The 25449-nt window shown below is 38.4% G+C and carries 23 protein-coding genes; 21 read left to right on the top strand and 2 right to left on the bottom strand.

From position 1 onward, the window contains the following. The first annotated feature begins 128 nt into the window (after nt 1–128). From KHA87_RS13145 to KHA87_RS13135, 3 genes are all read left to right on the top strand, one after another. Entirely contained in the window at nt 129–812 is a 684-nt protein-coding gene (locus KHA87_RS13145; RefSeq protein WP_213095165.1) for a CoA transferase subunit A, read from the top strand. 26 nt (nt 813–838) lie between these two features. Further along, the gene (locus KHA87_RS13140) at nt 839–1498 is read left to right on the top strand and encodes a CoA transferase subunit B (protein WP_213094616.1); all 660 of its coding nucleotides are present in this window, start codon (nt 839–841) and stop codon (nt 1496–1498) included. Between the two features lie 130 nt (nt 1499–1628). Beyond that, nucleotides 1629–2951 (top strand): TIGR00366 family protein, encoded by a 1323-nt coding sequence (locus KHA87_RS13135; protein ID WP_213094615.1) that lies wholly within the window; start codon nt 1629–1631, stop codon nt 2949–2951. An 86-nt stretch (nt 2952–3037) separates the two neighbouring features. Here the strand turns inward: KHA87_RS13135 and KHA87_RS22520 are convergent, their stop codons facing one another. Beyond that, nucleotides 3038–5245 (bottom strand): Ig-like domain-containing protein, encoded by a 2208-nt coding sequence (locus KHA87_RS22520; RefSeq protein WP_213094614.1) that lies wholly within the window; start codon nt 5243–5245, stop codon nt 3038–3040. 370 nt (nt 5246–5615) lie between these two features. On the opposite strand from KHA87_RS22520, the gene KHA87_RS13125 reads away from it, so the two are divergent. After that, the gene (locus KHA87_RS13125; protein ID WP_213094613.1) at nt 5616–7832 is read left to right on the top strand and encodes a phosphodiester glycosidase family protein; all 2217 of its coding nucleotides are present in this window, start codon (nt 5616–5618) and stop codon (nt 7830–7832) included. A gap of 40 nt (nt 7833–7872) precedes the next feature. On the opposite strand, the gene KHA87_RS13120 is transcribed toward KHA87_RS13125, so the two are convergent. Beyond that, nucleotides 7873–8238, bottom strand: a complete 366-nt coding sequence (locus tag KHA87_RS13120) for a transporter (RefSeq protein WP_213094612.1) — start codon at nt 8236–8238, stop codon at nt 7873–7875. A gap of 313 nt (nt 8239–8551) precedes the next feature. On the opposite strand from KHA87_RS13120, the gene KHA87_RS13115 reads away from it, so the two are divergent. From KHA87_RS13115 to KHA87_RS13035, 17 genes are all read left to right on the top strand, one after another. Then, a complete protein-coding gene (locus KHA87_RS13115) occupies nt 8552–9490 on the top strand; it encodes a S66 peptidase family protein (protein WP_249310387.1) in 939 nt (312 codons plus the stop codon). Nucleotides 9491–9825: 335 nt separating this feature from the next. Continuing rightward, complete coding sequence (locus tag KHA87_RS13110) at nt 9826–10545, top strand: GntR family transcriptional regulator (RefSeq protein ID WP_213094610.1); 720 nt, start codon at nt 9826–9828, stop codon at nt 10543–10545. Between the two features lie 153 nt (nt 10546–10698). Then, the gene (locus KHA87_RS13105) at nt 10699–11880 is read left to right on the top strand and encodes an SIS domain-containing protein (protein WP_249310386.1); all 1182 of its coding nucleotides are present in this window, start codon (nt 10699–10701) and stop codon (nt 11878–11880) included. 20 nt (nt 11881–11900) lie between these two features. Beyond that, nucleotides 11901–12608, top strand: coding sequence for a glucosamine-6-phosphate deaminase (locus KHA87_RS13100; RefSeq protein WP_249310461.1), 708 nt, complete (start codon nt 11901–11903; stop codon nt 12606–12608). 378 nt (nt 12609–12986) lie between these two features. After that, nucleotides 12987–13454: a PTS galactosamine transporter subunit IIB gene (agaB, locus tag KHA87_RS13095; protein WP_213094607.1), complete on the top strand. Its 468-nt coding sequence runs from the start codon at nt 12987–12989 to the stop codon at nt 13452–13454. Nucleotides 13455–13466: 12 nt separating this feature from the next. After that, the gene (gene agaC, locus KHA87_RS13090; protein WP_213094606.1) at nt 13467–14267 is read left to right on the top strand and encodes a PTS galactosamine transporter subunit IIC; all 801 of its coding nucleotides are present in this window, start codon (nt 13467–13469) and stop codon (nt 14265–14267) included. Further along, complete coding sequence (gene agaD, locus KHA87_RS13085; RefSeq protein ID WP_249310385.1) at nt 14257–15078, top strand: PTS galactosamine transporter subunit IID; 822 nt, start codon at nt 14257–14259, stop codon at nt 15076–15078. The genes agaC and agaD overlap by 11 nt, the downstream gene beginning before the upstream one ends. Before the next feature lies 1 nt (nt 15079). Next, complete coding sequence (locus KHA87_RS13080; protein ID WP_213094605.1) at nt 15080–15505, top strand: PTS sugar transporter subunit IIA domain-containing protein; 426 nt, start codon at nt 15080–15082, stop codon at nt 15503–15505. Nucleotides 15506–15602: 97 nt separating this feature from the next. Beyond that, the gene (locus tag KHA87_RS13075) at nt 15603–16544 is read left to right on the top strand and encodes a hexose kinase (protein ID WP_213094604.1); all 942 of its coding nucleotides are present in this window, start codon (nt 15603–15605) and stop codon (nt 16542–16544) included. A gap of 12 nt (nt 16545–16556) precedes the next feature. After that, the gene (gene lacD, locus KHA87_RS13070) at nt 16557–17546 is read left to right on the top strand and encodes a tagatose-bisphosphate aldolase (RefSeq protein WP_213094603.1); all 990 of its coding nucleotides are present in this window, start codon (nt 16557–16559) and stop codon (nt 17544–17546) included. A gap of 288 nt (nt 17547–17834) precedes the next feature. After that, entirely contained in the window at nt 17835–18836 is a 1002-nt protein-coding gene (locus KHA87_RS13065; protein WP_213094602.1) for a LacI family DNA-binding transcriptional regulator, read from the top strand. A gap of 104 nt (nt 18837–18940) precedes the next feature. After that, a complete protein-coding gene (locus KHA87_RS13060; protein WP_213094601.1) occupies nt 18941–19891 on the top strand; it encodes a substrate-binding domain-containing protein in 951 nt (316 codons plus the stop codon). 76 nt (nt 19892–19967) lie between these two features. Next, a complete protein-coding gene (locus KHA87_RS13055) occupies nt 19968–21473 on the top strand; it encodes a sugar ABC transporter ATP-binding protein (protein WP_213094600.1) in 1506 nt (501 codons plus the stop codon). Between the two features lie 44 nt (nt 21474–21517). Continuing rightward, on the top strand, nt 21518–22492 hold the full coding sequence (locus KHA87_RS13050) for an ABC transporter permease (protein ID WP_249310384.1): 975 nt from the start codon (nt 21518–21520) through the stop codon (nt 22490–22492). A 12-nt stretch (nt 22493–22504) separates the two neighbouring features. Next, nucleotides 22505–23434, top strand: a complete 930-nt coding sequence (locus KHA87_RS13045) for a sugar kinase (RefSeq protein WP_213094599.1) — start codon at nt 22505–22507, stop codon at nt 23432–23434. Nucleotides 23435–23477: 43 nt separating this feature from the next. Next, nucleotides 23478–24467 (top strand): tagatose-bisphosphate aldolase, encoded by a 990-nt coding sequence (gene lacD / locus KHA87_RS13040; protein WP_213094598.1) that lies wholly within the window; start codon nt 23478–23480, stop codon nt 24465–24467. A gap of 298 nt (nt 24468–24765) precedes the next feature. Then, nucleotides 24766–25449, top strand: a complete 684-nt coding sequence (locus tag KHA87_RS13035) for a response regulator transcription factor (RefSeq protein ID WP_213094597.1) — start codon at nt 24766–24768, stop codon at nt 25447–25449.

The following is a 25449-nucleotide window of genomic DNA, read 5'->3' as shown; positions in this document are numbered from 1 at the left end:
ATATTCATACAATTTATTCTATATATGTATTTTACTAATAAAAAGCAGAACTGTAAACTTGATATCGGACCATTCTGAACTTTGTGATAAAGGGAAAAGGGGGAAAATGAGTGGAGAACAGTAAATGGATGACTTCATTTTCGGAAGCGGTTTCAGACATTCAAGATGGCGCAACCATTATTGTCGGGGGATTCGGACTTTCCGGAATTCCTGAGTGTTCTATACAAGCACTGAAAGAACAAGGTACAAAAGATTTGACGGTTGTTTCCAATAATTGTGGAGTGGATGACTGGGGACTAGGTCTTTTACTTGCGAACAAACAAATAAAAAAAATGGTGTCTTCCTATGTAGGAGAAAATAAGATTTTTGAACAGCAGTTTTTAAGTGGTGAATTAGAGGTTGAATTAGTGCCCCAAGGAACACTTGCAGAAAGGATTCGTGCTGGCGGTGCAGGCATTCCGGGCTTTTATACAGCAACGGGTGTTGGAACACCTATTGAGGAAGGGAAGGAAACAAAGATATTTGACGGTAAAACGTATTTGTTAGAACGGGGAATTGTGGGAGATTTTGCGCTGGTGAAGGCGTGGAAGGCAGATACATTAGGAAACCTCGTGTACCGTAAAACAGCTCGTAATTTTAACCCATTAGCTGCAATGGCAGGCAAAATCACCATTGCGGAAGTGGAAGAGATTGTGGAACCCGGTGAATTAAATCCGGATGAAATTCATACTCCAGGAATTTTTGTACAGCGTTTATTACTTGGTACAAATTATCAAAAGCGAATTGAACGGCGAACCGTTGTAAAAGCATAAGATTTTCATAGATTGGAGGACTGAATATGAAAGATTCGCATCTTATAATTGTGCAAAGAGCAGTAAAGGAAATTAAGGATGGAATGAATGTAAATCTTGGTATTGGAATTCCAACCCTTGTAGCGAATGAAATCCCGGCAGATTTCAAAGTCTTGCTGCAATCTGAAAACGGTTTGTTAGGGATTGGGCCCTATCCTATAGAAGGTCAAGAAGATCCGGATTTGATCAATGCGGGAAAAGAAACAGTGACAGCTGTTCCGGGCGCATCTTTCTTCGATAGTGCAGAGTCCTTTGCCATGATTCGAGGCGGTCATATTGATCTGGCAATCCTTGGCGGGATGGAAGTATCAGAACAAGGAGATTTAGCGAACTGGATGATACCCGGAAAAATGGTCAAAGGCATGGGTGGCGCGATGGACCTGGTGAATGGCGCAAAACGGGTCATTGTTATTATGGAGCATGTAAATAAATTTGGAGAATCAAAGGTAAAAAGAACATGCACATTACCGCTTACTGGAAAGCAAGTGGTCCATCGTTTAATCACGGACTTAGCTGTATTTGATTTTACGCCATCTGGAATGGTTCTTGTTGAAACACACGAAAATGTAACCGTTTCCGAAGTGAAAGAGAAGACGGAAGCACAATTTATTGTCGCACCAGAACTATTGGCCAAACACAAGAATTAGAGTTTCAAAGAGCTGTCTCTAAATTTAAAGAGTATATGTCTTATTGATAGATTCATTGGAAAATAGAATTCGCTTAATATTTGGAGAGCTCTTTTTTAAGAAACTTTTCATCAAAGAACGGAGGAAGAAAATGGTTGGTTCTGTAACAAAATTTTTCACAAAAATAGTGGAACGATATTTACCGGATCCACTCATCTTTGCAATGATCTTAACGCTGATTGTCTTTATTCTTAGTGCAACGATAACTCCAAGTACTCCAATGGATGTCGTACAAATGTGGGGAGATGGAGTCTGGGGGCTCTTAGCATTTTCCATGCAAATGGCTTTGGTTCTTGTAACAGGCCATGCCTTGGCCAGCTCGCCTCTTTTGCGTAAATGGATGGGGAAAATTGCTTCATTGGCGCATACTCCAACGCAGGGTGTTTTACTTGTAACATTCATGTCTGCTTTTTGCTGTATTATCAACTGGGGATTTGGTCTTGTTGTCGGTGCTCTATTTGCACGCGAGGTCGCACGCCGCGTTCCAAAGGCAGATTATCGCCTATTAATTGCTAGCGCATACATTGGTTTTTTAACTTGGCATGGAGGCTTATCGGGCTCTGTTCCATTATCGGCTGCAACTGCGGGGAATCCCGTGGAAAAACTAGGTGGACTTATTCCTATATCGCATACATTAATAACGCCATTTAATATTTTTATTACGGCTGCCTTGTTAGTTACTTTGCCGATATTAACGAAATTGATGATGCGACCTGAAAACGAAATAGTGGCTGTTGATCCAGATTTATTGAAAGAAGAAACTTCAACATCCAGAAAGCTTCCTCCCACAGCAAGTATCGCGGAAAAATTAGAGGAAAGCAGAATTCTTGCTTATATAATTGGTTTACTTGGCATTGTCTATATTATTTACTATTTCATTCATCATGGTTTCGATATTAATATCAATATTGTGAATCTCATTTTCTTTATTTTTGGTATTATTCTACATGGAACACCGATGTCTTATATGCGCGCTGTTCAAAGAGCTGTTGGTGGAACTGCAGGTATTTTGGTTCAATTTCCATTTTATGCAGGGATACAAATCATGATGGAACAATCTGGACTTGGTCAAATGATTACGAATTTCTTTATTGAAGTTTCAAATAAAGACACATTCCCGCTTTTAACATTTCTCAGTTCAGGTATTGTTAACCTAGCAGTGCCTTCAGGCGGTGGACATTGGGTGGTGCAAGGTCCCTATGTTATTCCTGCTGCACAGGCAATTGGAGCCGACTTAGGAAAAGCAACGATGGCGATTGCCTACGGAGAAGCATGGATGAATATGGCACAGCCATTTTGGGCGTTGCCTGCCCTAGCTATCGCTGGTCTTAAAGCACGTGATATCATGGGATTTTGTATTACCGCATTAATATATTCGGGAATTATTTTTGTTATAGGATTGTATTTCTTTTAGATTTTGATTAATTGTGTTTTGTACTCATGTAAAGAAATGTTATCTGAAATATAGAACAATCCCCCACTTCCGAAGTGGGGGATTGTTTATTTTACTTTGATTACTGTCGATTTGCTTTTATTACCGGAGGAATCCTTCGCATATATAGTAATAGAGGTTCCTTTTTTCTGAGATATAATCTTAATTTTGTAGTGGCCCTTAGAATTTGCTTTGCCTTTTGAGATGAATTTGCCACCCTTGTATATATATACAGTAGAACCTTTCTCGGATGTTCCGTAGACCGATTTTGATTTTGACGTTAGCCTGTTCACACTTGGTCGCTTTGGAGGTGTTTTATCCAACACTTTGGTAGACGCGGAGCTGCTTTGATTGCCTGCTTTGTCCGTTGCAGAAACGGTTATTACCGTACCTGTCTTCAGCCTCGTCTTAAGTTTCACCTTGTATTTGCCGGATGAATCAGCTGCTGTCTTCCCAATGTTAGTCCGTCCATTTTTTATCATTACATTCGAGCCCTTCTCTGCTTTACCCGAAATATAAAGCTGGTTATCTCCAATTGGATTGATTGTTGGGCGAGCGGGAGGTGTTTTATCCAGAACCGTAATAGTGACAAGGCTACTCGTATTTCCATATGCATCCTCTGCATAGAGCGTCAATTTTGTTCCTGCTTTTTGCTTCGGAATGGAAACGGAGAAATTTGGGTTATTTTTAACGGATTGTGAACCTAATGTCTTGCTTCCACTTTTAACAAAGATGGTAGTATAAACGTCGGCTTTTCCTTTTACAGTAGTATCCCGGTCACTTACCGGACTAACTGTCGGCTTCGTCGGATTTAAGACGTTCAGAGTACTCCCATCCCTATTTAAATAGGTGTACGTAATATTTTCCCCTTTATTGCTTGGTATGACCGTTGTTGCATTGCTTCCTTCCACGGCAATCGCTCCGCCGCCACGCAAATAGGTGGTGGAACCCGAATATAATCGCGGCTGCAGTGCGTTAAAGCTCGAATCTCCTTTAAAACCGTAAAGTCCTGTTGGCAATTTTAATAAGAGTGCCGCCCTGAAATCAGTCATAAACCTTCCAAATGATAGATTCGGATCGATATATTTATGGATAACATTTTCTATGGCTTGATAATTACTGTTCGGATCATCGATGATTTCCTTGAATATCTTATTCCCTTGACCAGCTTGAATCTTCAAGTACTGAAAAAATAGATAGGATAAGGAATAGTTTGCTAGAACATCACCGGAATCATCCCAATATAGCAGGGATTGTCCATTTGCAATCGAGTCTGTTCTGTTATAGTAATCGATTCGATTGGTTAAGGCTTGTCCGGTGTAGATTTGTTCAGCAGCCATAGACAGACCTTCATCCATCCAGACATCCATTTCGCGATGTCTTTCTACTAATACGTTCTGGTTATAATTCACCATATGCTGAAATTCATGTGCTAAGGTCTCATATACAGCTGTGACGTCTTTAGAAGCAGAATTGCGCCCCATTGCCGGATAGGTATCAATATAGAAAATCTCCGATTCATTGGAGGTAGGATTATAAGATTTGTCATATAAATCGCCCGCATAAAAATATCCTGCCACATAGCCACCGGAACCATTAAAGCCATCTTGAATGTCATAGCATAAAATATTAATTTTTCCGTCCCCGTTTACGTCGGATTCTTTTCCAAAGTTACTCGTAACAGTCGGGTAAATATGCACATCAAATTCCTGGCCAAGCTCTTTGGCTTGTTCTGCCGTTAAATAGTTATTATTCACCCAAACATTAGCACGGGTGCCGCTGTATAATAATTCTGCGTTGATTTGGTAGTCCTTATCGGTTTCAAGATTGGATACCCAGAAATCTTTTTTTGCCCCGACCTGATATGTTAACCCTTGAATCAAAAATCTTTTATTAAACAATCTTTGTTTATCCGGTTTTACTGTAAAGGGCTTGTTGAAGTCAACAGGATAGGCGCCTATTTTATTAAAGGCATTACCCCATTTCATGCTTCCCACTGATTGTGTATTGCTGCCATCTACCGATTCATTGCTGATAATAACATAATCCCCTTTTAGGTCAGGGGAGATGGTGATGCTTCTGGTTGAAGCGGAAGGATTTAGGTAGTCATCCTTATTATTGCCTTGGACCTGTTTTAGCAGGTTAGGAACATTTTGTTGCGATGATAAATTTTGCTTCGTAGCTGTTGTACTTATTTCTTCGCCATTTGCCAAAGTTGGCCATGCTAGCAGCAAAAAAACTAGTAAAATACTGAATGATTTCTTTGTCCATTTCACTCTATATCCCTCCCTTCTACTAGTTTACTATTTTGCGAAAATTTTTGGTATTATTCTGATAAAAAATACATCACAAGAAAATTGTGGAAGAGGGGGAGATTACTAGTTTGACTGCATGGCAATAAAAGACGTTGTTACTATAGCAAAATAGAATGTAAAAGTTACAAAAGGTGCCAAGCACCAAGAGGTACATATGCACACTTAGCATGGACGATTGTATCCACGGAAGGTGCAGGGAGCCATTTGATAGGTACTATTTAATATATTTAACCATAATATTTCCAGTTTACCCTTGGATTTCCTGATTAATTGAGATTATAATGGTACTAGATTACAAAAAATATATATTACTAGGGGGATCAATTTCATAATGAAAGGTCGTTTTTTTAAAGGTTTGTGTGTGCTGCAGGCAATCTTACTGACTGCATCCGTCTTTGCATGGACAAAGCCCGCAAACGCTGCAACTAGTGTATACCAACAATTCAAGGTATCTGCAGGTGTTACATATCAGGATAATAGATTTAGCATATCAGCAGGCAAGCAAGCTGCTAGAGTGATGAAGGTAAATTTGAATGATCGCTATACTCAAATCGAAGTAGGAATTCCTAATCCGTTGAATAAATTGTCAAAAACAACGGCGCGGGCAACCTCCAATTCATTACCAGGTCATCAAGTGGTTGGAACTGTGAATGGTTCTTTTTTTGCCCCAACCAGTCTTCCCGTCTATTTAATTGCCAATAAAGACCAACTTGTGAATGCCGGAAAGCTGCCAATCGGAAAAACAGAATATGCGAATGAGCCAATTGCATTTGGAGTGAAGGATGGAAAAGGAATTATTGACCACTTTCAATTAGATCTTCATTTTGACCATAATGGAGTATCCTATCCGATAACCGCTTCTAATAAACCAAGAGCCACGGGCCAGATTATCCTCTATACACCAAATAATCCAAGTGATTATACCGATAATGGAGAAAAGGGAATTGAAGTAGTTGTTCAAAACTTAGATTCTCCACTAAATCTCAACTTTGGTTCAACCGTAACAGGTGTTGTTACCCAAATAAGGAATTACGGGGATACAACTAAGTTACAAATACCGAAGGACGGCTTTGTCTTGTCCGCATCGGGAGATGGTAGAGCAGCGTTAAAAAATATAAAAAACGGTGATAATATCGCTCTTTCTGTAAATATTGATGATACTTGGATGGGCGCAGACTTTATGCTGGCAAGCGGTCCGATGCTTGTGGATAACGGGAAGGTCCAATTGTCCATGGATCCAAACAGCCCAAAAGCAAAGGAGCGGGCAGCTCGTACAGCCGTCGCTATTGATAAAACGGGTCAAAATGTTTTTTTTGTAACGGTGGACAGAGGTAAGCTTGGCTATAGCAACGGAATGAATTTAACAGAGTTTGCTAAGTATTTAGTGAGCATTGGGGCATACCGAGCCTTAAATATGGATGGTGGCGGGTCCACAGCGATGGGAGTTCGTCTCCCTGGTGCAACCGGTGTCAAACTGGTGAATTCGCCATCCGATGGTTTTGAACGTTCTGTAGCCACAACTTTAATGGCTGTTTCGACTGCGCCAGTTGGACAAGCGAAAACATTAGCTGTACACAAATCAAGCAATTCCGTGCTTTTAAAAGGTTCATCTGTAAAAGTATTGCTAGATTACGTAATGGATCAATACTATAATCCGTTAAAAGCATCAGAAAAGGATTTAAAGATTACCAGTAAACTTGGTACTGGAAAAGCAAATACCTTTACAGCAAATAAAACCGGAAAAAGCACTTTAACGGTCCAATACGGTAATGCATCCAAAACGTTGCCAATGGAAGTGGTAGACAAGCTGGCAAAATTACAAATTTCACAATCCAATCTGCTGGTTCGGAATGGTGACAAGGTTAAACTCTCGCTAAAAGGCTATGACAGCAAGGGAAGAGCCGTAATCGTCAACCCCAATACAGTTAAATGGTCTGTATCAGGCAAGGTTGGTAAGGTATCAAGGGATGGAGAGTTTTCCGTAACTGGTACTAAGGGTACCGGAAAAATTACAGCATCCTACGGTAAAACAAAGGCAACCGTGTCCGTTAAGATTGGTCCTAATCAAGAAGTAATCGACAGTTTTGACACTGCTGCCAATTGGTCAGCCTCTGCAATTCGAGGAACTGCTAGTAGCAGAGTCAGTGGAAAAGGAGAGCCGGTTCATAACGGAAAAGCCTCTTTACGATTAGCCTATGACTTTACGACAAGTACATCCGGTACTTCTGCAGCTTATTTAAATGCCAAAAAGAATTTCGTTTTTACCAGCAAACCTAATCACATTGGTATGTATGTATATGGTGATGGAAAAAGCCATTGGTTAAGAGCTCTTATAGTCGATGGAAAAGGAAACAGCTATGTGATTGATATCACGAAGGATAAAGGATTAACGTGGAGGGGCTGGAAATATGTCCGGGCCGATATTCCACAAAATTTACCATTACCAATCAAAATTAAACAAATCTATTTAGCTCAGCCGCATCAGGAGTTAAAAAGTAAAGGAAGCGTTTATTTTGATCAGTTTCAGGTATTTTATGGGGCTAAGTAAAAAAAGCAGCCTTTGCGGCTGCTTTTCCTTTTAAAAAATATTATGCATTTTGTAAGTTTTTTTGTCTCAATGTAAAAATAGCTGCCAGCACTACTAAAACAAAGGCTGGGAATGCTAATGCCATTGTAATAACAAAGCAACCACATCCGATGATGCCCAAAATATGGCCTACAATCGAAATTCTTGCTTTTTTAGATTGTACTAATCCTACAATATGAAGAATAAGACCGATAATTGCTATTACATAGAAAACAGCAGCTACTCCACCAGTAACATGACCAGAACCATTAGCAGCAGCTTCACCAACAGCCGCAAATAGAACAACTCCCCATGAGATCATAATCATGAAAGCGTTAATGATGTCGAAAATTCCAGCAAGCACATTAATCTTTAATTTTCTTTTCAATGTATTTCCCCCCATTATCATATTTATTAGCGTGTAAAAACACTATGTAAAAAAAATAACATTCCTATTATAGGCATAACTTCGTAAAATATCTACATGTAATATATTGATGAAGTTGAATAAAATTCCAAATGTAAAAGAACAATCATCCCGAATTACTGTGAGAAAGGCATGAGTTAAACATTAAACATCCCGATTCCTTAGACAAATATCCCGAAATTCAAGAAGAATGGCCCGAATTGAGTATATATACCTATAGGAACTTTTCCGGCAGTAATAGAATTCTAACAATAATACAAAGGAGGAGATGGGATTGAAAAGAATCAAAGGGAAAAAGCTAATAAAAGGAGATACAATCGGCATAACTGCACCTGCAGGACCTTCCAAAGCAGAAAGAGTGCCTTTGGCAATAGAGGCCATTAAAGAACTCGGATTTCAAGTGAAAGTTGGGAAAAGCTGTTACGAAGAGTATGGTGGATATTTAGCCGGTACTCCGCAGAGCCGTGCGGAGGAATTAAATGAAATGTTTGCAGACCCTGAAATCGATGCGATTCTTTGTTTGCGCGGCGGTTATGGTTCGGCTCAATTGCTGGATTTATTGGACTATGAAGTGGTAACCGAGCATCCAAAGCTATTTATCGGTTATAGCGATATTACGGCATTACATATTGCTTTTTTCCAAAAATGCGGGCTGGCAACCATTCATGGTCCAATGGCAACAACGGAGCTTATCGATTGTGATGAATTTTCGCGATCATCCCTTTTAGCGACTTTAACGAAAGCGGAGCCTCTCGGTGAGATAAAGAATCCCGATGGTCAAGGGATTTCTTGCTTAGTAGAAGGGACTGTGGAAGGAGAAATGGTTGGAGGGAATCTCTCACTTGTTACTGCGTTATTGTGTACTCCATACGAATTGGATACGAAAGGAAAACTTCTATTTCTGGAGGATATAGGTGAGGAACCATATAAGGTTGATCGGATGTTAACACAGCTTGCATTAGCCGGGAAAATAGAGGATGCAGCCGGACTTATTTTCGGTACATTTACGGAAAGCGAATCCCCTAACTATGCTCATGGCTTCGATATTCTTGATGTAATTGAAAATATCGTTGTCCCTTTTGGTAAGCCTGTAATTTACAATCTTCAGGCAGGTCATTGCAAGGAAAAAATAACATTGCCGTTTGGGGTAAAGGCGACTCTGGATGCTAATAATAAACGTTTAATCGTGGAAGAGAGCGTCGTTCAGTCGTGAAGTTGCAATGAAACGTTGGCAATTCTGTTACATATAACTTTTCCCACTGAACTGACAATAAATATGTAGGTATAAGAGTAGCTTCTCCAGGCTCAGACATATAGTCGCATATGATTTGGAGCCATTAGTTGGCTCCTTTTTTGGTGTTTGGCACCATAAAAGAGTACTATTTAAAGACAAATAACAGAGGTACTCATAAATTGACACTTTTTAGACATGATTGAAAGCGTTGACAAAAAAGCGGTTACATGGTTAGATAGAATTGTTGGTCAAATAATGATAAGTTAACTGGTAATGACAACATTATAATTATGCTGCGAGGGAGGGGGAAAGAGATGATTAATAAAAAGAGTCGTGTGCCTTTATATGCTCAATTGATAGATATCATTGTTGAAAAAATTAGATCCGGTGAGTGGAAAGAGTTTGATAAGCTGCCATCAGAGCGTGAGCTATGTGATATGTACGACATTAGTCGCACTACTATTCGGCAGGCAATGATAGAACTTGAAAATGAGGGGTATATCTACAAGGAGCATGGAAAAGGAAGCTTTGTATCACCGCAGGCATTCACACAAAATCTCGTGACATTTTATAGCTTCACAGAGGAAATGAAAAAGTTAGGTAAGAAGCCGTCAACGAAAATTCTCTCATTTAAAATCATACCAGCCCCTAAAAAGATTGCTTTAAAACTGGGACTTGCCGAGGATGAGGATGTATTCGAATTTGCTCGTTTACGATTAGCGGATGACGAGCCGATTATATACGAAACTACTTATTTGCCATATTATCAATTTCCAAAATTAACAGAGCTGGAGCTATCATTGAATTCTATGTATGAACTATTTCAAAAAAAATACGATATTCGCATTACAAATGCGAATGAACGATTTAAAGCCGTTGGAGTTGGCCTTAAAGAAGCGCCATTTTTGACGGAAAAGGTAGGAGCACCAGCATTGAACATTGAGCGATTGGCTTTTTTTAATGGTCGTGCTGTTGAATATACACTTTCTGTTGCAAGAGGCGATAAATTTGTCTATGAAACAGAATTGAAATAAGATTATATACGCTCTTTCGAGAGGCTGGTAAGCAAACACATAACTTGCCAGCCTACAAAGATTGCTCTGCTTTGTCAGGGCATTACAGAATGGTGCAAAAGGCATAATCACTGGCACCAATTTTAAAAAAAAGATATGAATGAGGTGTGTACATTGTTTTTAAACGAAACAGAGGAACGATTACATGAGCTTGGTGTGTATCACACTCACCGCGAAATTTCCCATCAGCCTTTGCTTTGGGAGAAGGCATATCAGTATGTACAGAAGGAACAGGAAAGAATTCAAGCATATTTTCAAATGATTACGGGGAAACATGAGAAGGTTAAGGTTATTTTAACAGGAGCCGGAACTTCCGCGTTTGTAGGGGATACGGTGGCACCATACTTAGCTAAGGTTTGTGATAATCAAGTATTTACGATTCATAGCATTCCTACAACTAATATTGTCTCAAACCCGGAATATTATTTGGAGGAAAATATCCCAACAATAATGGTTTCTTTTGCAAGATCCGGAAATAGCCCTGAGAGTGTTGCGGCTGTTGAATTAGGTGGGCAATTAATCAAGGATTTCTATCCAATTCACATTACGTGCAACCCGGATGGATACTTAGCTAGAAAAAGTGATGACAGAACATTATTGCTTTTAATGCCGGAAGGAAGCAATGACAAAAGCTTTGCAATGACAAGCAGCTTCTCCTGCATGATGCTAACAGTACTCTTAATTTTCCAAATGGACAAATTAAACCAATTAAAAAGCACTGTTAACTGGGTAACGGAGTCCGGAAAAAATGTCTTCAATACTGCTGCTGCAGTCTTAAAGGAAATCTCTTTAATCCCATTTACAAATGTTATTTATCTGGGGTCAGGAACCTTATTAGGATTATCACATGAGGCATCCTTGAAAATGCTGGAATTGACTGATGGAAATGTTTTTTCTTATTTTGAATCTCCAATGGGATTCCGTCACGGTCCCAAAACGATTTTAAATGATGAGTCACTTGCAGTGGTATTTATCGGCAATAATCCATACACACAAAAATATGATATGGATATTTTAAAAGAGCTATATGCAGAAAAACAAAGAAGTCAATTGAAGGTTTTGGCTATCTCTAATCAATTTATGGAAGATGCCAAAGAAAATAGTGATTATTACGTACATCTTCAAGCGGAACCGTCTACCTTCGATGATGTATGGCTTTCATTCCCGTACATTATCAATGCACAAATTCTTGCGGTCTATAAATCGCTGAATTTGAAATTTACACCGGATAATCCAGTACCAAATGGCAGTGTAAACCGAGTGGTACAGGGAGTAACCATATATCCGTTTAAATAATAGAAGGGAATGGCTTGAAAATGAAAATAATCGTTTCTAACACATACGAAGAAATGAGTAAAAACGCGGCTGATTTTTTGATGAAAAGAATGGCACAGGAGAAAAGGGTAAACCTTGGTTTAGCCACGGGAAATACTCCAACTGGTATGTATCGTCAATTGGTTGAATACCTTAATCTTGGATATGGAATCGAACATGTGCATTTTTACAATATTGATGAGTATTGCGACGTCGATGAAACGGTCCCTGGCACTTGTGCTTATTATTTGCAAGTGGAATTTTTCGGGAAAACGAAGATTAGTTCAGACAATATTCACCTGCTGACAGAACATAATTATGCTGGTTATGATACGGTTATTGAGAAAAATGGCGGCTTTGATACGGTTATTTTAGGGATTGGTGAGAATGGCCATATTGCCTATAACGAGCCGAACACCCCGTTCGACACTCTCACAAATGTATTAGCGTTAACACATGAATCTAAGGTACAGCATAGTGAAGAATTTGGCGGCTATGATCATGTTCCAAACAAAGCGGTTACGATAGGAATAAAAACAATCATGAATGCGCAGAATATCCTACTAATGGCTAATGGTTCAAAAAAGGCAGAAATTATCAAGGAAAGCTTAACTGGTAAAATTACAGAGGATGTTCCAGGTTCCATTCTACAATTACATCCACGTGTCGTAGTTTTATTGGACCGAGAAGCTGCAGGGAAATTATCATAGGATTAGGTTTAGCCAAGTCAGGTCTTTTATTAGACAAATTGACCGAAGAGACAAGTGAAAATGTCTTATAAAAAAGCTCTAACGGACAGAAAAACTAAATATTTGATCAGCGTAAATGTTTTAATTTCTAAAACACCAAATATTAAAAAAAGAGTTTTAAGTAATTGACACTGGTTTGAAAGCGTTTTATAATTATTTTGTAACTGGTAATGACATCATGTTATTACACTGACATGACGTAAATATAACATCATAGAAAAAGTGAAATGAACCTAGGTCATTTTTTGTAGAAAAAGAGATTATCCATCTGGACTTAGGTTCATTCCATTAATCTATTAATTTAAGCGGTTTCAAGCTGCTGAATTAGGAGGAAGAAAAATGCCAAATATTTTGTTAACACGCATCGATAATCGTCTTGTACACGGACAGGTTGGAGTTATTTGGACAACATCGCTTGGTGCAAATCTTCTAGTAGTGGTGGATGATCAAACAGCAAATGAACCTTTACAACAGCAATTGATGGAGGTAACAGCTAAATCATCTGGTGCAGATATTCGTTTCTTCACTGTACAAAAAACAATTGATATCATCCACAAAGCAGCTGATAGACAAAAGATTTTTATCGTTTGTAAAACTCCTCAGGTAGTACGTCAGCTTGTTGATGGCGGAGTACCAATCAAGGATCTTAATGTTGGAAACATGCATTTTTCAGAAGGTAAAAAGCAAATTACGAAAAAAGTATATGTAGATGACCAAGATCTTGAGGATTTACGCTATATCGAATCTAAGGGAGTAAATGTATTCATTCAAGATACTCCAGATGACACAAAACATTCTATTAAATAGGAAGTGATCAATATGGACATTACATTAACGCAAGGTATAATCCTTGCACTTGTTGCCATCATCTGCGGCTTCGATTTTTGGTTGGAAGGCTTATACATCTTCCGTCCAATGATCGTTTGTACTCTCACCGGGATTATCCTTGGGGATGTAAAGATGGGCGTTATGGCCGGGGGCTTAACAGAGTTAGCGTTTGCTGGATTAACACCAGCTGGTGGAACTCAACCACCAAACCCGATTTTGGCGGGGGTTATGACAGTTGTTATTGCACATACAACCGGACACAATCCAGCTACATCTATTGGACTAGCATTACCATTTAGTTTTCTAATGCAATATATTATCTTATTCTTCTATTCTTCTTTTTCTGTATTTATGGGCAAAGCAGACAAATATGCTGCAGAGGCTGATACAAAGGCATTTGGTAGGATTACGATTTTGCCAATGATCATCGTAGCATTAACTTACGGAATTGTTGTATTCCTATGTGGTTATATTGCACAAGAACCAATGAAGCACTTAGTTGCTTCCATGCCAGGCTGGTTAAGCCATGGATTTGAAATTGCAGGTGGAATTTTACCAGCAGTCGGATTTGGTTTGTTGTTAAAGGTTATGTTAAAAGGAAAATTCATGCCATATTTATTAATCGGATTTGTTGTTGCTTCTTTCATCCAATTCGGAAACCTTTTACCAGTAGCGGTAATTGGTGTAGCAGCAGCCTTATACCAATTCTATAATGACAAAGAAAAACAAAAGCTGGAAGAGAAGCTTGCTGAAAGCGCTGCACATGGAGGTGGCTACGAAGATGGAATCTAATACAACTCAAAACCATGAAGAAAAACGTGTGTTATCGAAGAAAGATATAACTAAATTAGGTTTACGCTCTGTTTTCTTACAAGCAAGCTTTAACTATGAAAGAATGCAAGCTGGTGGTTGGTTATACTCCATGCTGCCATTTTTAAAGAAAATATATAAAAACGATAAGCAAGGCTTATCTAATTCAATGAAGGATAATATGGAGTTCATTAATACAAGCCCTCCAATGGTGCCTTTCTTAATGGGTCTTTTATTATCACTAGAAGAAAATAAGGAAAATCGCAGCACCATTAAAGGTTTAAAGGTTGCCTTGTTCGGTCCGTTAGCAGGTATCGGAGATGCGATTTTCTGGTTTACGATTCTACCAATTGTTGCAGGTATAACAGCATCATTCGCGAAAGACGGAAACCTTTTAGGACCAATTATCTTCTTCCTTGTATATGTTGGAATCTTCTTCTTAAGAATTTTTTGGGCACATATGGGATATAACCTGGGAACCAGGGCGATAACGGTCATAAAAGAGAACTCGGAAGTTATTTCCAAGGCGGCAACGATTTTAGGGGTAACGGTAATTGGTGGTTTGATCGCATCCTATGTTCATATTGATGTAGCAGCAGCGTTTAAAATAAGCTCGGGACATAAGATTTATTTACAAAAAGATTTCTTCGATCATATTTTCCCGAATATTTTACCGTTCGGATACACATTCTTAATGTATTACTTCTTAAAATACAAAAAAGTAAGTCCAGTATTGCTTATTGTTGTAACATTTGTGCTGGCTATTATTCTTTCATTCTTAGGAGTGCTTTAATATGAAGAAAATCATCGTGACAGGACATGGTCATTTTGCAACTGGATTGCAAAATGCTGTGGAATTGCTTGCAGGAAAAAATGAAGATGTTTTCTTTGTGGACTTCCTTGAAAGTGATTCAGATGTCATTTTAAAAGAAAAACTGGAAAAAGTAGCTCATGAAAATGCCGATTCTGATATTCTTTTCTTCTGTGATCTAGTAGGCGGAACACCTTATAAAATGGCTGCAACCATAGCGTTTGAAAATGAACGCTATGAGGTTGTTGCTGGCTGTAATATCGGTTCGTTAATTGAGATTTTGTTCACGAAGGAAAGCTATGAAATCTCTGAATTAGCGCAAAAGATTATTTCCATCAGCCATTCTGCGACTGGGTATTTCGAAAAGAGAATAACAAAAAAGGAAGAAGAGATTACAGACGGTATTTAAGGTCAAGGTTCCTCCAAAAGAGGGGCCTTTTCGTTCTTTATATTTGAGAGATTTCTCACCGGAAATACTACCTAATGACATAAAGGGGAATAGGAAAATGATCATAAGCGTAACGATGAACCCATCGGTAGATATTTCTTACCAATTGGAAGACTTTAAGTTGAATGATGTCAATCGCGCTGCAAGTGTAATAAAGACGGCGGGCGGAAAAGGATTGAACGTGGCAAGAGTTGTACACCAGCTGGATGTTCCTGTTTTAGCAACCGGAATTTTAGGAGGCACTATCGGTGATTTTATAGTAAGCCAGCTGCAGAAAGACGGTATACGCAATGATTTTTTAAAAACAGAACAGGAATCCCGGAACTGTATTGCCATTCTTCATAACGGAAATCAGACGGAAATTTTGGAGGCGGGTCCGACGCTTTCGGAAAAGGAAAAAGCAGAATTTATTGTTCACTTCTCAAAGCTCTTGGAGAAAGGTAAAGTTGTGACAATATCGGGCAGCTTGCCAAAAGGATTGGATGCTTCTGTTTACTTGGAAATGATGCTTTTAGCTGATCAATGGCAAGTTCCCGTCATTCTCGATTGTTCGGGACCTGTATTAGAGCAGGTATTAAGCCATCAAGAGACAAAGCCTTTTGCTATTAAACCTAATACAGACGAGCTTAATCAATTGCTTGGCTTGAATTTATCGCCCGATGATTTGGATGGACTTCGTTCTGCGGTATCACAGCCCCTTTTTAATGGAATTGAATGGGTGGTGATTTCTCTAGGGGCGAAAGGAGCATTTGTTAAGCATCGTGATGAGTACTTTCTTGCCAGCATTCCGAAAGTGTCAGTCGTGAATCCGGTTGGCTCTGGTGATTCCGTCGTCGCAGGATTTGCGACAGCAATTTTACAGGCAAAGGCTCGAGAAGATGTGATAAGAACAGCTATGACTACAGGAGTGCTAAATGCAATGGAAGCACAAACAGGGTTTGTAGACGTGGCAAAGTATGATGCAATTTATAATGAAGTAAAAGTAGAAAAATGGTCCTAAGGAGTGATATACATGTTAAAGTTAACACAAAACAAACAAGAAGCCTTGAAACGATTATCAGATGAGAATGGCATTATTGGGGCACTAGCCATCGACCAACGTGGATCATTGAAAAAAATGATTGCAAGCGCCAGCTCAAAGGATATTGGCGACAATGGAATTATTGATTTTAAAAAATTAGTAAGCAGTGAGCTGACTAAATATGCTTCCTCTATTTTGCTGGATCCTGAATACGGACTGCCGGCTGCAGAGGTAAGAGACGAAAATGCCGGTTTGTTATTGGCTTATGAAAAGACTGGTTACGACGCAACGGTTCCTGGTCGTTTGCCAGATTTACTTGACGTGTGGTCTGCGAAGCGATTAAAAGAAGCGGGTGCAGATGCCGTTAAATTCTTATTGTATTATGACATTGATGAAGATGAGGCAATTAATAACGTGAAGCATGCCTTTGTGGAACGCTTAGGTTCTGAATGCGTAGCGGAGGATATTCCGTTTTTCCTAGAGCTAGTTTCGTACGATGCGAATAATGATGACGTAAAGAGTGTCGAATATGCCAAAGTGAAGCCTCATAAAGTGAATGACATGATGAAGGAATTCTCTAAGCCCAGATATCATGTGGATGTGTTGAAGGTAGAGGTTCCGGTCAACATGAACTTTGTAGAGGGTTATGCAGAAGGCGAGTTTGTATATACAGCAGAACAAGCTAAGCAATACTTCAAGGAGCAGAGTGAAGCGACTGATCTTCCTTATATTTATTTAAGTGCGGGAGTAAGTGCCGAGCTATTCCGTGAAACTCTCGAATTTGCCGCAGCTGCAGGAGCAGAATTCAATGGTGTTCTCTGCGGACGCGCAACATGGAAAAATGGCGTTCAGCCATTTGCAGAGCAAGGCGAAAAAGCTGGTAGACAATGGCTTCAATCAGAGGGTAAGCAAAACATTACGGAACTGAATGAAGTATTGAAAAAGACCGCGAAATCTTGGTTTAGTAAGGTGGAAATGTAACAGAATACTTTTTACCATTAGATTATTGTGATACACGAAGAGTTTTGAACAAAATATTTTTACCAAGCGCCAGGAAAATTTTCTGGCGCTTTTTAGTACTTTTATTAACAGGAAAGAATTAAATTCTGGGCCATTTTACCAATAAATATTTAGTCATTTTGTCTTAGAAATATTTAATTTCGATATTGACAAAGAGTCCGAATTAATACAAAATTAAAAATGTAAACGTTTCAATTTTATTTTAAATAAAAATTGAAACGTTTCAAATAAAATAAATTGGTGGTAAAAATGTCTACTATAAAAGATGTGTCACGATTATCGGGAATATCTATTGGTACCGTTTCAAGGTACTTAAATGGATACAAGGTAAAGGAAGTTAACCAGCTAAAAATAGAAAAGGCCATTAAGGAGCTTGGTTATAAAGTAAATCCTATGGCAAGAGGCTTAAAGACAAATAAAACTTATACCATTGGTGTTTTAGTACCAAGTGTTACGGATGTATTTAGTAATCAAGTAGTGGAAGGTATGGAAGAAATACTTGATAACGAGAATTACAGCATCATTGTATGTAGTTCCAGAAATAGTCTGGAAACCGAAAAAGAAAAAATTTCATTTTTGAAAGAAAAAAGAGTAGATGGAATTATCTTGATGCCGGTATCTGATCATAGTGATCATGTTAAAGAATTACTACAGGAAGATATCCCATTAATTTTAATTGACCGTTTATTAGATGGTGTTGAATGTGATGCAGTTGTATGTGATAACGTCAATGGTTCATATCGAGCGATTGAGGAATTAATTAAATATGGTCACAGGAGAATAGGAATCATCGCCGGTCCTAGTAATGTATTTACGGCTAGAGAACGATTGAATGGCTATGTTCGAGCATTGCAGGACTATCAAATTCCTTTAGATGATGAACTCATAGTTTACGCCAAATATGAAAAAGGCGGAGGCTTAGATGGTTATAAGAAACTGTTTCATCTTTCTGATTCGCCAACAGCAATATTCGCAACAAACTATGAAACTACTATGACAGGTATTAAATACATGATGGAACAGGGGATTAAAATTGGTGACAATATTTCCTTGTTCGGATATGACAATACAGATGTTTTTCAAATGCTTACTCCGTCCATTGCAACGGTTGTGCAACCAATGAATGAGATCGGCGAACAAGCAGCAAAGCTTATATTAAAGAGAATTGAAAGCGATTACGAATTATATCCAATCGTCCATCGCTTAAAAACAAAAATCCTTTCAGGAGCATCCGTAAAAAAATTAATCTGATTTTTACATTCAACTTTAAGGAGGTGAGAGGAAGTAGTCGTCTCTGCATAAATTCCACAGCATAATAAATCTAGTCTTTTTGAAAATATAGGAGGAGCAAAAATATGAAAAAAATAATAGCTTTCGTATTAATTTTAACGATGGTAGCTTTAGGAGCTTGTAGTAATGATACTTCATCAAATGGTAAAAAGAAAATTGTTATTGGTGCATCCTTATTGACAGCATCACACCCGTTCCAAGTGGCAGTTAAAAATGCCATTGAAAAGGAAGCAAAAAATGAAAATGTTAAGGTTGACGTAGCAATAGCGGATCAAGATTTAAACCGCCAAATATCTTCTATTGAAGACTTTATTAATAAAAATGTTGATGCAATTATCGTAACGCCTGTTGATTCTGATGGTGTAAAGGGTGCTCTTTTAAAAGCGAAGGATGCAGGTATTCCAGTAATTACAGTGGACGTTAAAGCAAATGGTGTTTCTGTTGATTCACATATTGCAACAGATAACTATACAGGCGGTATGATCGCTGCCGAAGCAATGGCTAAATATACTGGTGACAAAGGTGACATCGGTCTAATTACTTACCCAGAAGTTCAATCTGTTCGTGACCGTATTAATGGATTTAAAAAGAATGCTGCTAATCATCCAAATATGAAAATTGTAACAGAATTACCAGGTCGTACAAGAGACGAGGCAAAATCTGCTTCTGAAGATATGCTAACTGCAAATCCAAATTTAAAAGGTATCTTCGGTTTTGGTGATGATATGGCACTTGCTGCTAATGCTGCCATTACGGAAAAAGGTACAAAAGCAGTAGTTATTGGCTTTGATGGATTGGAAGAAGCAAGAAAATCAGTGGACCAAGATAATGCATTCCAAGCAGTAGTTGTACAATACCCTGATAAGATGGGAACAGAAGCAGTGAAGAATGCTGTTAAACTTGCAAAGGGTGAAAAAGTTAAAAAGTTGGTTCCTATTACTCCTGGACTTTACATTCATGGTAAAGGCTTTGTGGATGTAAAAGTGGATAATGGAAAAGTAACAATTAACGATTAACGATAAATAAATAATCGATAATGTGGGAAATACCAGTAATCAGGGTATTTCTTTACATTTAAAGGAAGTGAATCTGATGACTACTATTCTCGAAATGAATGGCATACGAAAGGAATTTCCAGGTGTCGTTGCTCTTGACGGCGTTAACATAAGTGTTGAAGCAGGACAGGTATTAGCTCTACTTGGTGAAAATGGAGCGGGTAAATCTACTTTAATGAAAATTTTATCAGGTTCTTATCAACCAAATGGCGGCCAAATAAGTATTTATGGTAAAAAGGTAGAAATCAAAAATGTTGTTCACGCTAAGGATTTGGGAATTTCCATCATCTATCAGGAGCTCAGCCTTAGTCCAAATATGACAGTGGCTGAAAATATTTTTGCATTAAATGAACCTGTAAAATTTGGATTAATCGATGATAAAGAAATGAATCGTAAAACCAAAGAGTTGTTTGAAGAGCTTGGGATTTCTATTTCTCCTACAACAGTAGTTAAGGATCTTTCCATCTCCAGCCAACAAATGGTTGAGATTGCAAAGGCAATAAGTTCTGATCCGAAGATTATTATTATGGATGAACCGACATCTGCTTTGAGTAGTAAAGAAACAGAAATTTTATTTACCATCATACGAAAACTTAAGAGTAAAGGCTGTGCAATAATTTATATATCTCACCGTATGGATGAAATTTTTGAAATTACGGATGTAGTAAGTGTGTTAAGGGATGGCAAATACATAGGAACAGTTAAAACACAGGAAACAACATCAGATGAATTGATTACGATGATGGTTGGACGAAACATGGAAGAAATCTACCCACATAAGGATTTTCCGTATGTTAGCGATGAAACCTTATTTGAAGTAAAGGGATATCATCGTGATGGGGACTATCATAATATTTCTTTTTCCCTTCGACCTGGAGAAATATTAGGATTTTATGGATTAATGGGCTCCGGTAGAACGGAAATTGCTCAAGGAATATTTGGAATGCTGAAGAAGGAACGCGGGGAAATGTTTATTAAAGGTAAGCAGGTAAAAGTGAATAGTCCAATTGACGCTATTGAGAAAAAGATTGCGTTTGTGACAGAGGATAGAAAACATGAAGGCCTTGTTTTAACTGCATCCGTATATGAAAATATGACACTCGCAAACTTAGAAAAAGTGTTAAACAAGTTCAAATTAATTAACCATAATAAAGAGATTTCCATTACTAATAAACACGTGAATAACTTGAAAATAAAGACACCATCCATCTATCAAACGGTGAATAAATTAAGTGGAGGAAATCAACAAAAGATTGTTTTATCCAAATGGTTTGAAATTGAACCTGAGATATTAATTTTAGATGAACCTACAAGAGGAATAGATGTTGGAGCAAAGTTTGAAATCTATAAATTGATGATTGAGCTTGCACAAAAGGGTGTAGGAATTATTATCATTTCTTCTGAACTTCCCGAAGTTCTTAACACATCTGACCGCTTGCTAGTGGTAAGAGACCATGAAATTGTAGCAGAACTAAATTCAAAAGAAACGTCTCAGGAAGAAATTATGAATTACATTACATCAAAGAAAATTTCAAATGAATAAGTTTTAACTGAATTATTATTAGGTTCGGTTAAAGAAGGGAGATAATGATGAAATCTAAAGGTCTCAAGGCAATTCAAGATAATAATTTCTACAAAAGCTACGGCGGAGTGATGATTGCTCTAATCGTTCTTGTTATTCTATTTTCTATTTTAAGTCCCTACTTTTTTGGTGCTAATAATCTATTAACCATTCTCTCTCAGGTTTCTATCATAGCTATAATGGCTTTCGGAATGACCTTTGTTTTAATGATTGGGGAGATTGATTTATCCGTTGGTTCCATTGCGGCCCTTAGTGGTTTGGTTCTGGGACTCATGCTTTCATTTGGAATAAATGGCCCACTTTCTATACTTATTACTCTATTGGTCGGGGCTTTAGCTGGGGGAATTAACGGCTTTATCAGTGCGCGCTGGAGAATTCCTACTTTCATCGTGACTGTAGCGACGATGGGAATATTCCGCGGAATTGGTTACTCATTCACGAATGCGAAACCAATTCAAATTGACAATTCCTTTATTTTGTTTTTAGGTAACAGAAAAATATTCGATGTAATACCTGTTCCCGTTGTAATTGTTGTTATTTTACTAGTTGCCTTTCATATTTGGTTATCGAAAACTAAATTTGGTCGACGTGCGAAGATGACAGGTGGGAATAAAACAGCAGCTGAATATGTTGGTATTAATACAAGATCACTACAAATTAAGATCTTTATGATAGCAGGTGTTGCTTCAGCGATCAGTGGTATTTTACTTACTTCACGTCTTTATTCAGCACAACCGAATTCAGCAACAGGCTATGAATTGGATGCAATCGCGGCAGCTGTATTAGGTGGAACAAGCTTAACTGGTGGATATGGAACCGTATTTGGTACGTTTATTGGTGCACTTATTATGGGTGTTATTAACAATGGGATGAACTTAATTGGACTTCCATACTTTTATCAACAAATTGTAAAGGGTGTCATCATTATCATTGCGGTATACATTGATGTTCGCAACAAGGGGAAAATACTTGGCAAGTAAGGAGATACAACAGTGACAGATATACTAACAATGGGCGAGATTTTAGTAGAGGTAATGGCAAAATCAGTAGGTCAATCGTTCGAGGAAACTGGCGAATTAGTTGGTCCATTTCCTAGCGGAGCCCCAGCTATTTTTATTAATCAGGCATCAAAAATTGGAAGTAGTGCAGGGATTATTTCTACAATTGGTAACGACGCATTTGGACAGATGAATTACAAAAAGTTAAAAAAGGACGGTGTTGATGTTTCTTACATTAAAACAACCGATCTATTAACTACTGGCGTTGCTTTTGTAACCTATCATGACAATGGAGACCGAGACTTTATTTTTCATCTTCAAAACTCAGCATCATCATTGCTAACGGCTGAAGACATCAAGGAAGAGTATTTCCGAAACTGCAAGTATTTCCATGTAATGGGGAGTTCTCTTTTTAACCAAAACATACGTTCAGCCGTTAAAAAGGCTATAGCAATATGTAAACAAACAGGTACAAAGATTTCTTTTGATCCTAATATTCGTAAGGAATTACTCAAAGATGAAGAAATAAAGGATTGTTTATTCTTCGTATTTGAAAATTGTGATATTTTTCTTCCAAGTGGAGAGGAGTTTTCCATTTTTACTGGGGAATCGGATGAAAAAAAAGCTATCGCAGCTTTATTTGAAAAAGGGATTCAATATATCGTGATAAAAAAAGGAAGTAAAGGCTGTGCAGCATATAGCAAGGAGTCGTCATTTATACTAGACCCACTAAAGGTAGTGGAAGTAGATCCTACGGGAGCAGGTGATTGCTTTGGAGGAACGCTTATATCCTGCTTAAATCAAGGATTTAGTTTTAGAAAATCAGTTATGTATGCAAGTACAGCAGGAGCACTAGCTGTTACAAAAAAAGGACCAATGGAAGGAAATACAACATTAGCACAAGTAAAAGAGTTTCTTACATGAAATCTCCTACTTAATTCAAAAATGGTCCTAAGGAGTGATATACATGTTAAAGTTAACACAAAACAAACAAGAAGCCTTGAAACGATTATCAGATGAGAATGGCATTATTGGGGCACTAGCCATCGACCAACGTGGATCATTGAAAAAAATGATTGCAAGCGCCAGCTCAAAGGATATTGGCGACAATGGAATTATTGATTTTAAAAAATTAGTAAGCAGTGAGCTGACTAAATATGCTTCCTCTATTTTGCTGGATCCTGAATACGGACTGCCGGCTGCAGAGGTAAGAGACGAAAATGCCGGTTTGTTATTGGCTTATGAAAAGACTGGTTACGACGCAACGGTTCCTGGTCGTTTGCCAGATTTACTTGACGTGTGGTCTGCGAAGCGATTAAAAGAAGCGGGTGCAGATGCCGTTAAATTCTTATTGTATTATGACATTGATGAAGATGAGGCAATTAATAACGTGAAGCATGCCTTTGTGGAACGCTTAGGTTCTGAATGCGTAGCGGAGGATATTCCGTTTTTCCTAGAGCTAGTTTCGTACGATGCGAATAATGATGACGTAAAGAGTGTCGAATATGCCAAAGTGAAGCCTCATAAAGTGAATGACATGATGAAGGAATTCTCTAAGCCCAGATATCATGTGGATGTGTTGAAGGTAGAGGTTCCGGTCAACATGAACTTTGTAGAGGGTTATGCAGAAGGCGAGTTTGTATATACAGCAGAACAAGCTAAGCAATACTTCAAGGAGCAGAGTGAAGCGACTGATCTTCCTTATATTTATTTAAGTGCGGGAGTAAGTGCCGAGCTATTCCGTGAAACTCTCGAATTTGCCGCAGCTGCAGGAGCAGAATTCAATGGTGTTCTCTGCGGACGCGCAACATGGAAAAATGGCGTTCAGCCATTTGCAGAGCAAGGCGAAAAAGCTGGTAGACAATGGCTTCAATCAGAGGGTAAGCAAAACATTACAGAACTGAATGAAGTTTTAAAGAAAACGGCTAGATCTTGGTTTAGTAAAGTAGTAATGTAAGTGGTTAAGGTGCCAGGTACCGCCCGTGGACAAATGTTCTGGGCGGGTGCCTGGCACATTTTTTTGTTTTTAGTTGGGTGTTCGTGTTGTATCCAATTTTTGTATTCTAGGGAAATAAGGTAGATGCAGTATATATATCGCTTTGTACAAGGCAGGAATAAAAATATAATGGGAGGTGCTGTTTAAAACGTGATCAGGCACCATACCCCAAAATAAGGGGATGACAATTGGAGATAAATGCGGGATGATGGGATTAGGAAGATAGGAATTTTAATATAATAGTAGGCAGGATGATTTGATGAAAATATTATTGGTGGAAGATGATAAAACGATCGCTTCTGGGCTTGAGTATTCGTTGCAGCAGGATCATTTTTCTACAGTTTGCTGCCATGATGCTGAATCAGCCCAAAAAGTAATAGAAGAGCAATTAGCTGATTTTGATTTATGCTTACTGGATGTAGGCTTGCCGGATGGAAGCGGCTATGATTTGTGCACCATGATAAAAAAGCAGCGGGATATCCCGGTGATATTTCTAACGGCTATTGATGATGAGGTCAATGTGGTAATGGGGCTCGATATGGGGGCAGATGATTATATTACGAAGCCCTTTCGGATCCGCGAGCTTATTTCCAGGATGAAGACCGTTTTGCGCAGATACCAAAAGCAAACACCTGCAAAAGCATGGATAGAGCTAAATGGTATACAAGTTCATACCCAGGAGGGAAAGGTCTTTAAAAATGGTCAGGAAATTTTGCTAACCGCCTTGGAATATCGCCTATTATTGATTTTTGCGAATCACGTCGGGCAAGTTCTCACAAGAAGTCAGCTGCTAGAGCAAATTTGGGATGTAGCCGGAGACTTTGTGAATGACAATACATTAACTGTGTACATAAAGCGGCTTCGGGAAAAATTAGAGGACAACCCGCAAAACCCGCAAATTATCAAAACAGTTCGCGGTTTAGGCTATAGGGTTGGTGATTAA

Origin of the sequence: Bacillus sp. FJAT-49736 (genome assembly GCF_018343615.1) — a bacterium.
Lineage (GTDB): Bacteria > Bacillota > Bacilli > Bacillales > Bacillaceae_C > Margalitia.
The sequence above is the reverse complement of the archived record's forward strand: the minus strand, read 5'-3'. Positions and strand labels throughout refer to the sequence as shown.

What these genes read in the sequence shown, in the direction of transcription:
- KHA87_RS13145 (WP_213095165.1), top strand. Translation starts at nt 129, where the DNA reads ATGACTTCATTTTCGGAAGCGGTTTCAGACATTCAAGATGGCGCAACC.
- KHA87_RS13110 (WP_213094610.1), top strand. Translation starts at nt 9,826, where the DNA reads ATGATTAATAAAAAGAGTCGTGTGCCTTTATATGCTCAATTGATAGAT.
- KHA87_RS13100 (WP_249310461.1), top strand. Translation starts at nt 11,901, where the DNA reads ATGAAAATAATCGTTTCTAACACATACGAAGAAATGAGTAAAAACGCG.
- agaD (WP_249310385.1), top strand. Translation starts at nt 14,257, where the DNA reads ATGGAATCTAATACAACTCAAAACCATGAAGAAAAACGTGTGTTATCG.
- KHA87_RS13140 (WP_213094616.1), top strand. Translation starts at nt 839, where the DNA reads ATGAAAGATTCGCATCTTATAATTGTGCAAAGAGCAGTAAAGGAAATT.
- KHA87_RS13065 (WP_213094602.1), top strand. Translation starts at nt 17,835, where the DNA reads ATGTCTACTATAAAAGATGTGTCACGATTATCGGGAATATCTATTGGT.
- KHA87_RS13135 (WP_213094615.1), top strand. Translation starts at nt 1,629, where the DNA reads ATGGTTGGTTCTGTAACAAAATTTTTCACAAAAATAGTGGAACGATAT.
- lacD (WP_213094603.1), top strand. Translation starts at nt 16,557, where the DNA reads ATGTTAAAGTTAACACAAAACAAACAAGAAGCCTTGAAACGATTATCA.
- KHA87_RS13035 (WP_213094597.1), top strand. Translation starts at nt 24,766, where the DNA reads ATGAAAATATTATTGGTGGAAGATGATAAAACGATCGCTTCTGGGCTT.
- agaC (WP_213094606.1), top strand. Translation starts at nt 13,467, where the DNA reads ATGGACATTACATTAACGCAAGGTATAATCCTTGCACTTGTTGCCATC.
- KHA87_RS13125 (WP_213094613.1), top strand. Translation starts at nt 5,616, where the DNA reads ATGAAAGGTCGTTTTTTTAAAGGTTTGTGTGTGCTGCAGGCAATCTTA.
- KHA87_RS13050 (WP_249310384.1), top strand. Translation starts at nt 21,518, where the DNA reads ATGATGAAATCTAAAGGTCTCAAGGCAATTCAAGATAATAATTTCTAC.
- KHA87_RS13080 (WP_213094605.1), top strand. Translation starts at nt 15,080, where the DNA reads ATGAAGAAAATCATCGTGACAGGACATGGTCATTTTGCAACTGGATTG.
- KHA87_RS13075 (WP_213094604.1), top strand. Translation starts at nt 15,603, where the DNA reads ATGATCATAAGCGTAACGATGAACCCATCGGTAGATATTTCTTACCAA.
- KHA87_RS13060 (WP_213094601.1), top strand. Translation starts at nt 18,941, where the DNA reads ATGAAAAAAATAATAGCTTTCGTATTAATTTTAACGATGGTAGCTTTA.
- agaB (WP_213094607.1), top strand. Translation starts at nt 12,987, where the DNA reads ATGCCAAATATTTTGTTAACACGCATCGATAATCGTCTTGTACACGGA.
- KHA87_RS13055 (WP_213094600.1), top strand. Translation starts at nt 19,968, where the DNA reads ATGACTACTATTCTCGAAATGAATGGCATACGAAAGGAATTTCCAGGT.
- lacD (WP_213094598.1), top strand. Translation starts at nt 23,478, where the DNA reads ATGTTAAAGTTAACACAAAACAAACAAGAAGCCTTGAAACGATTATCA.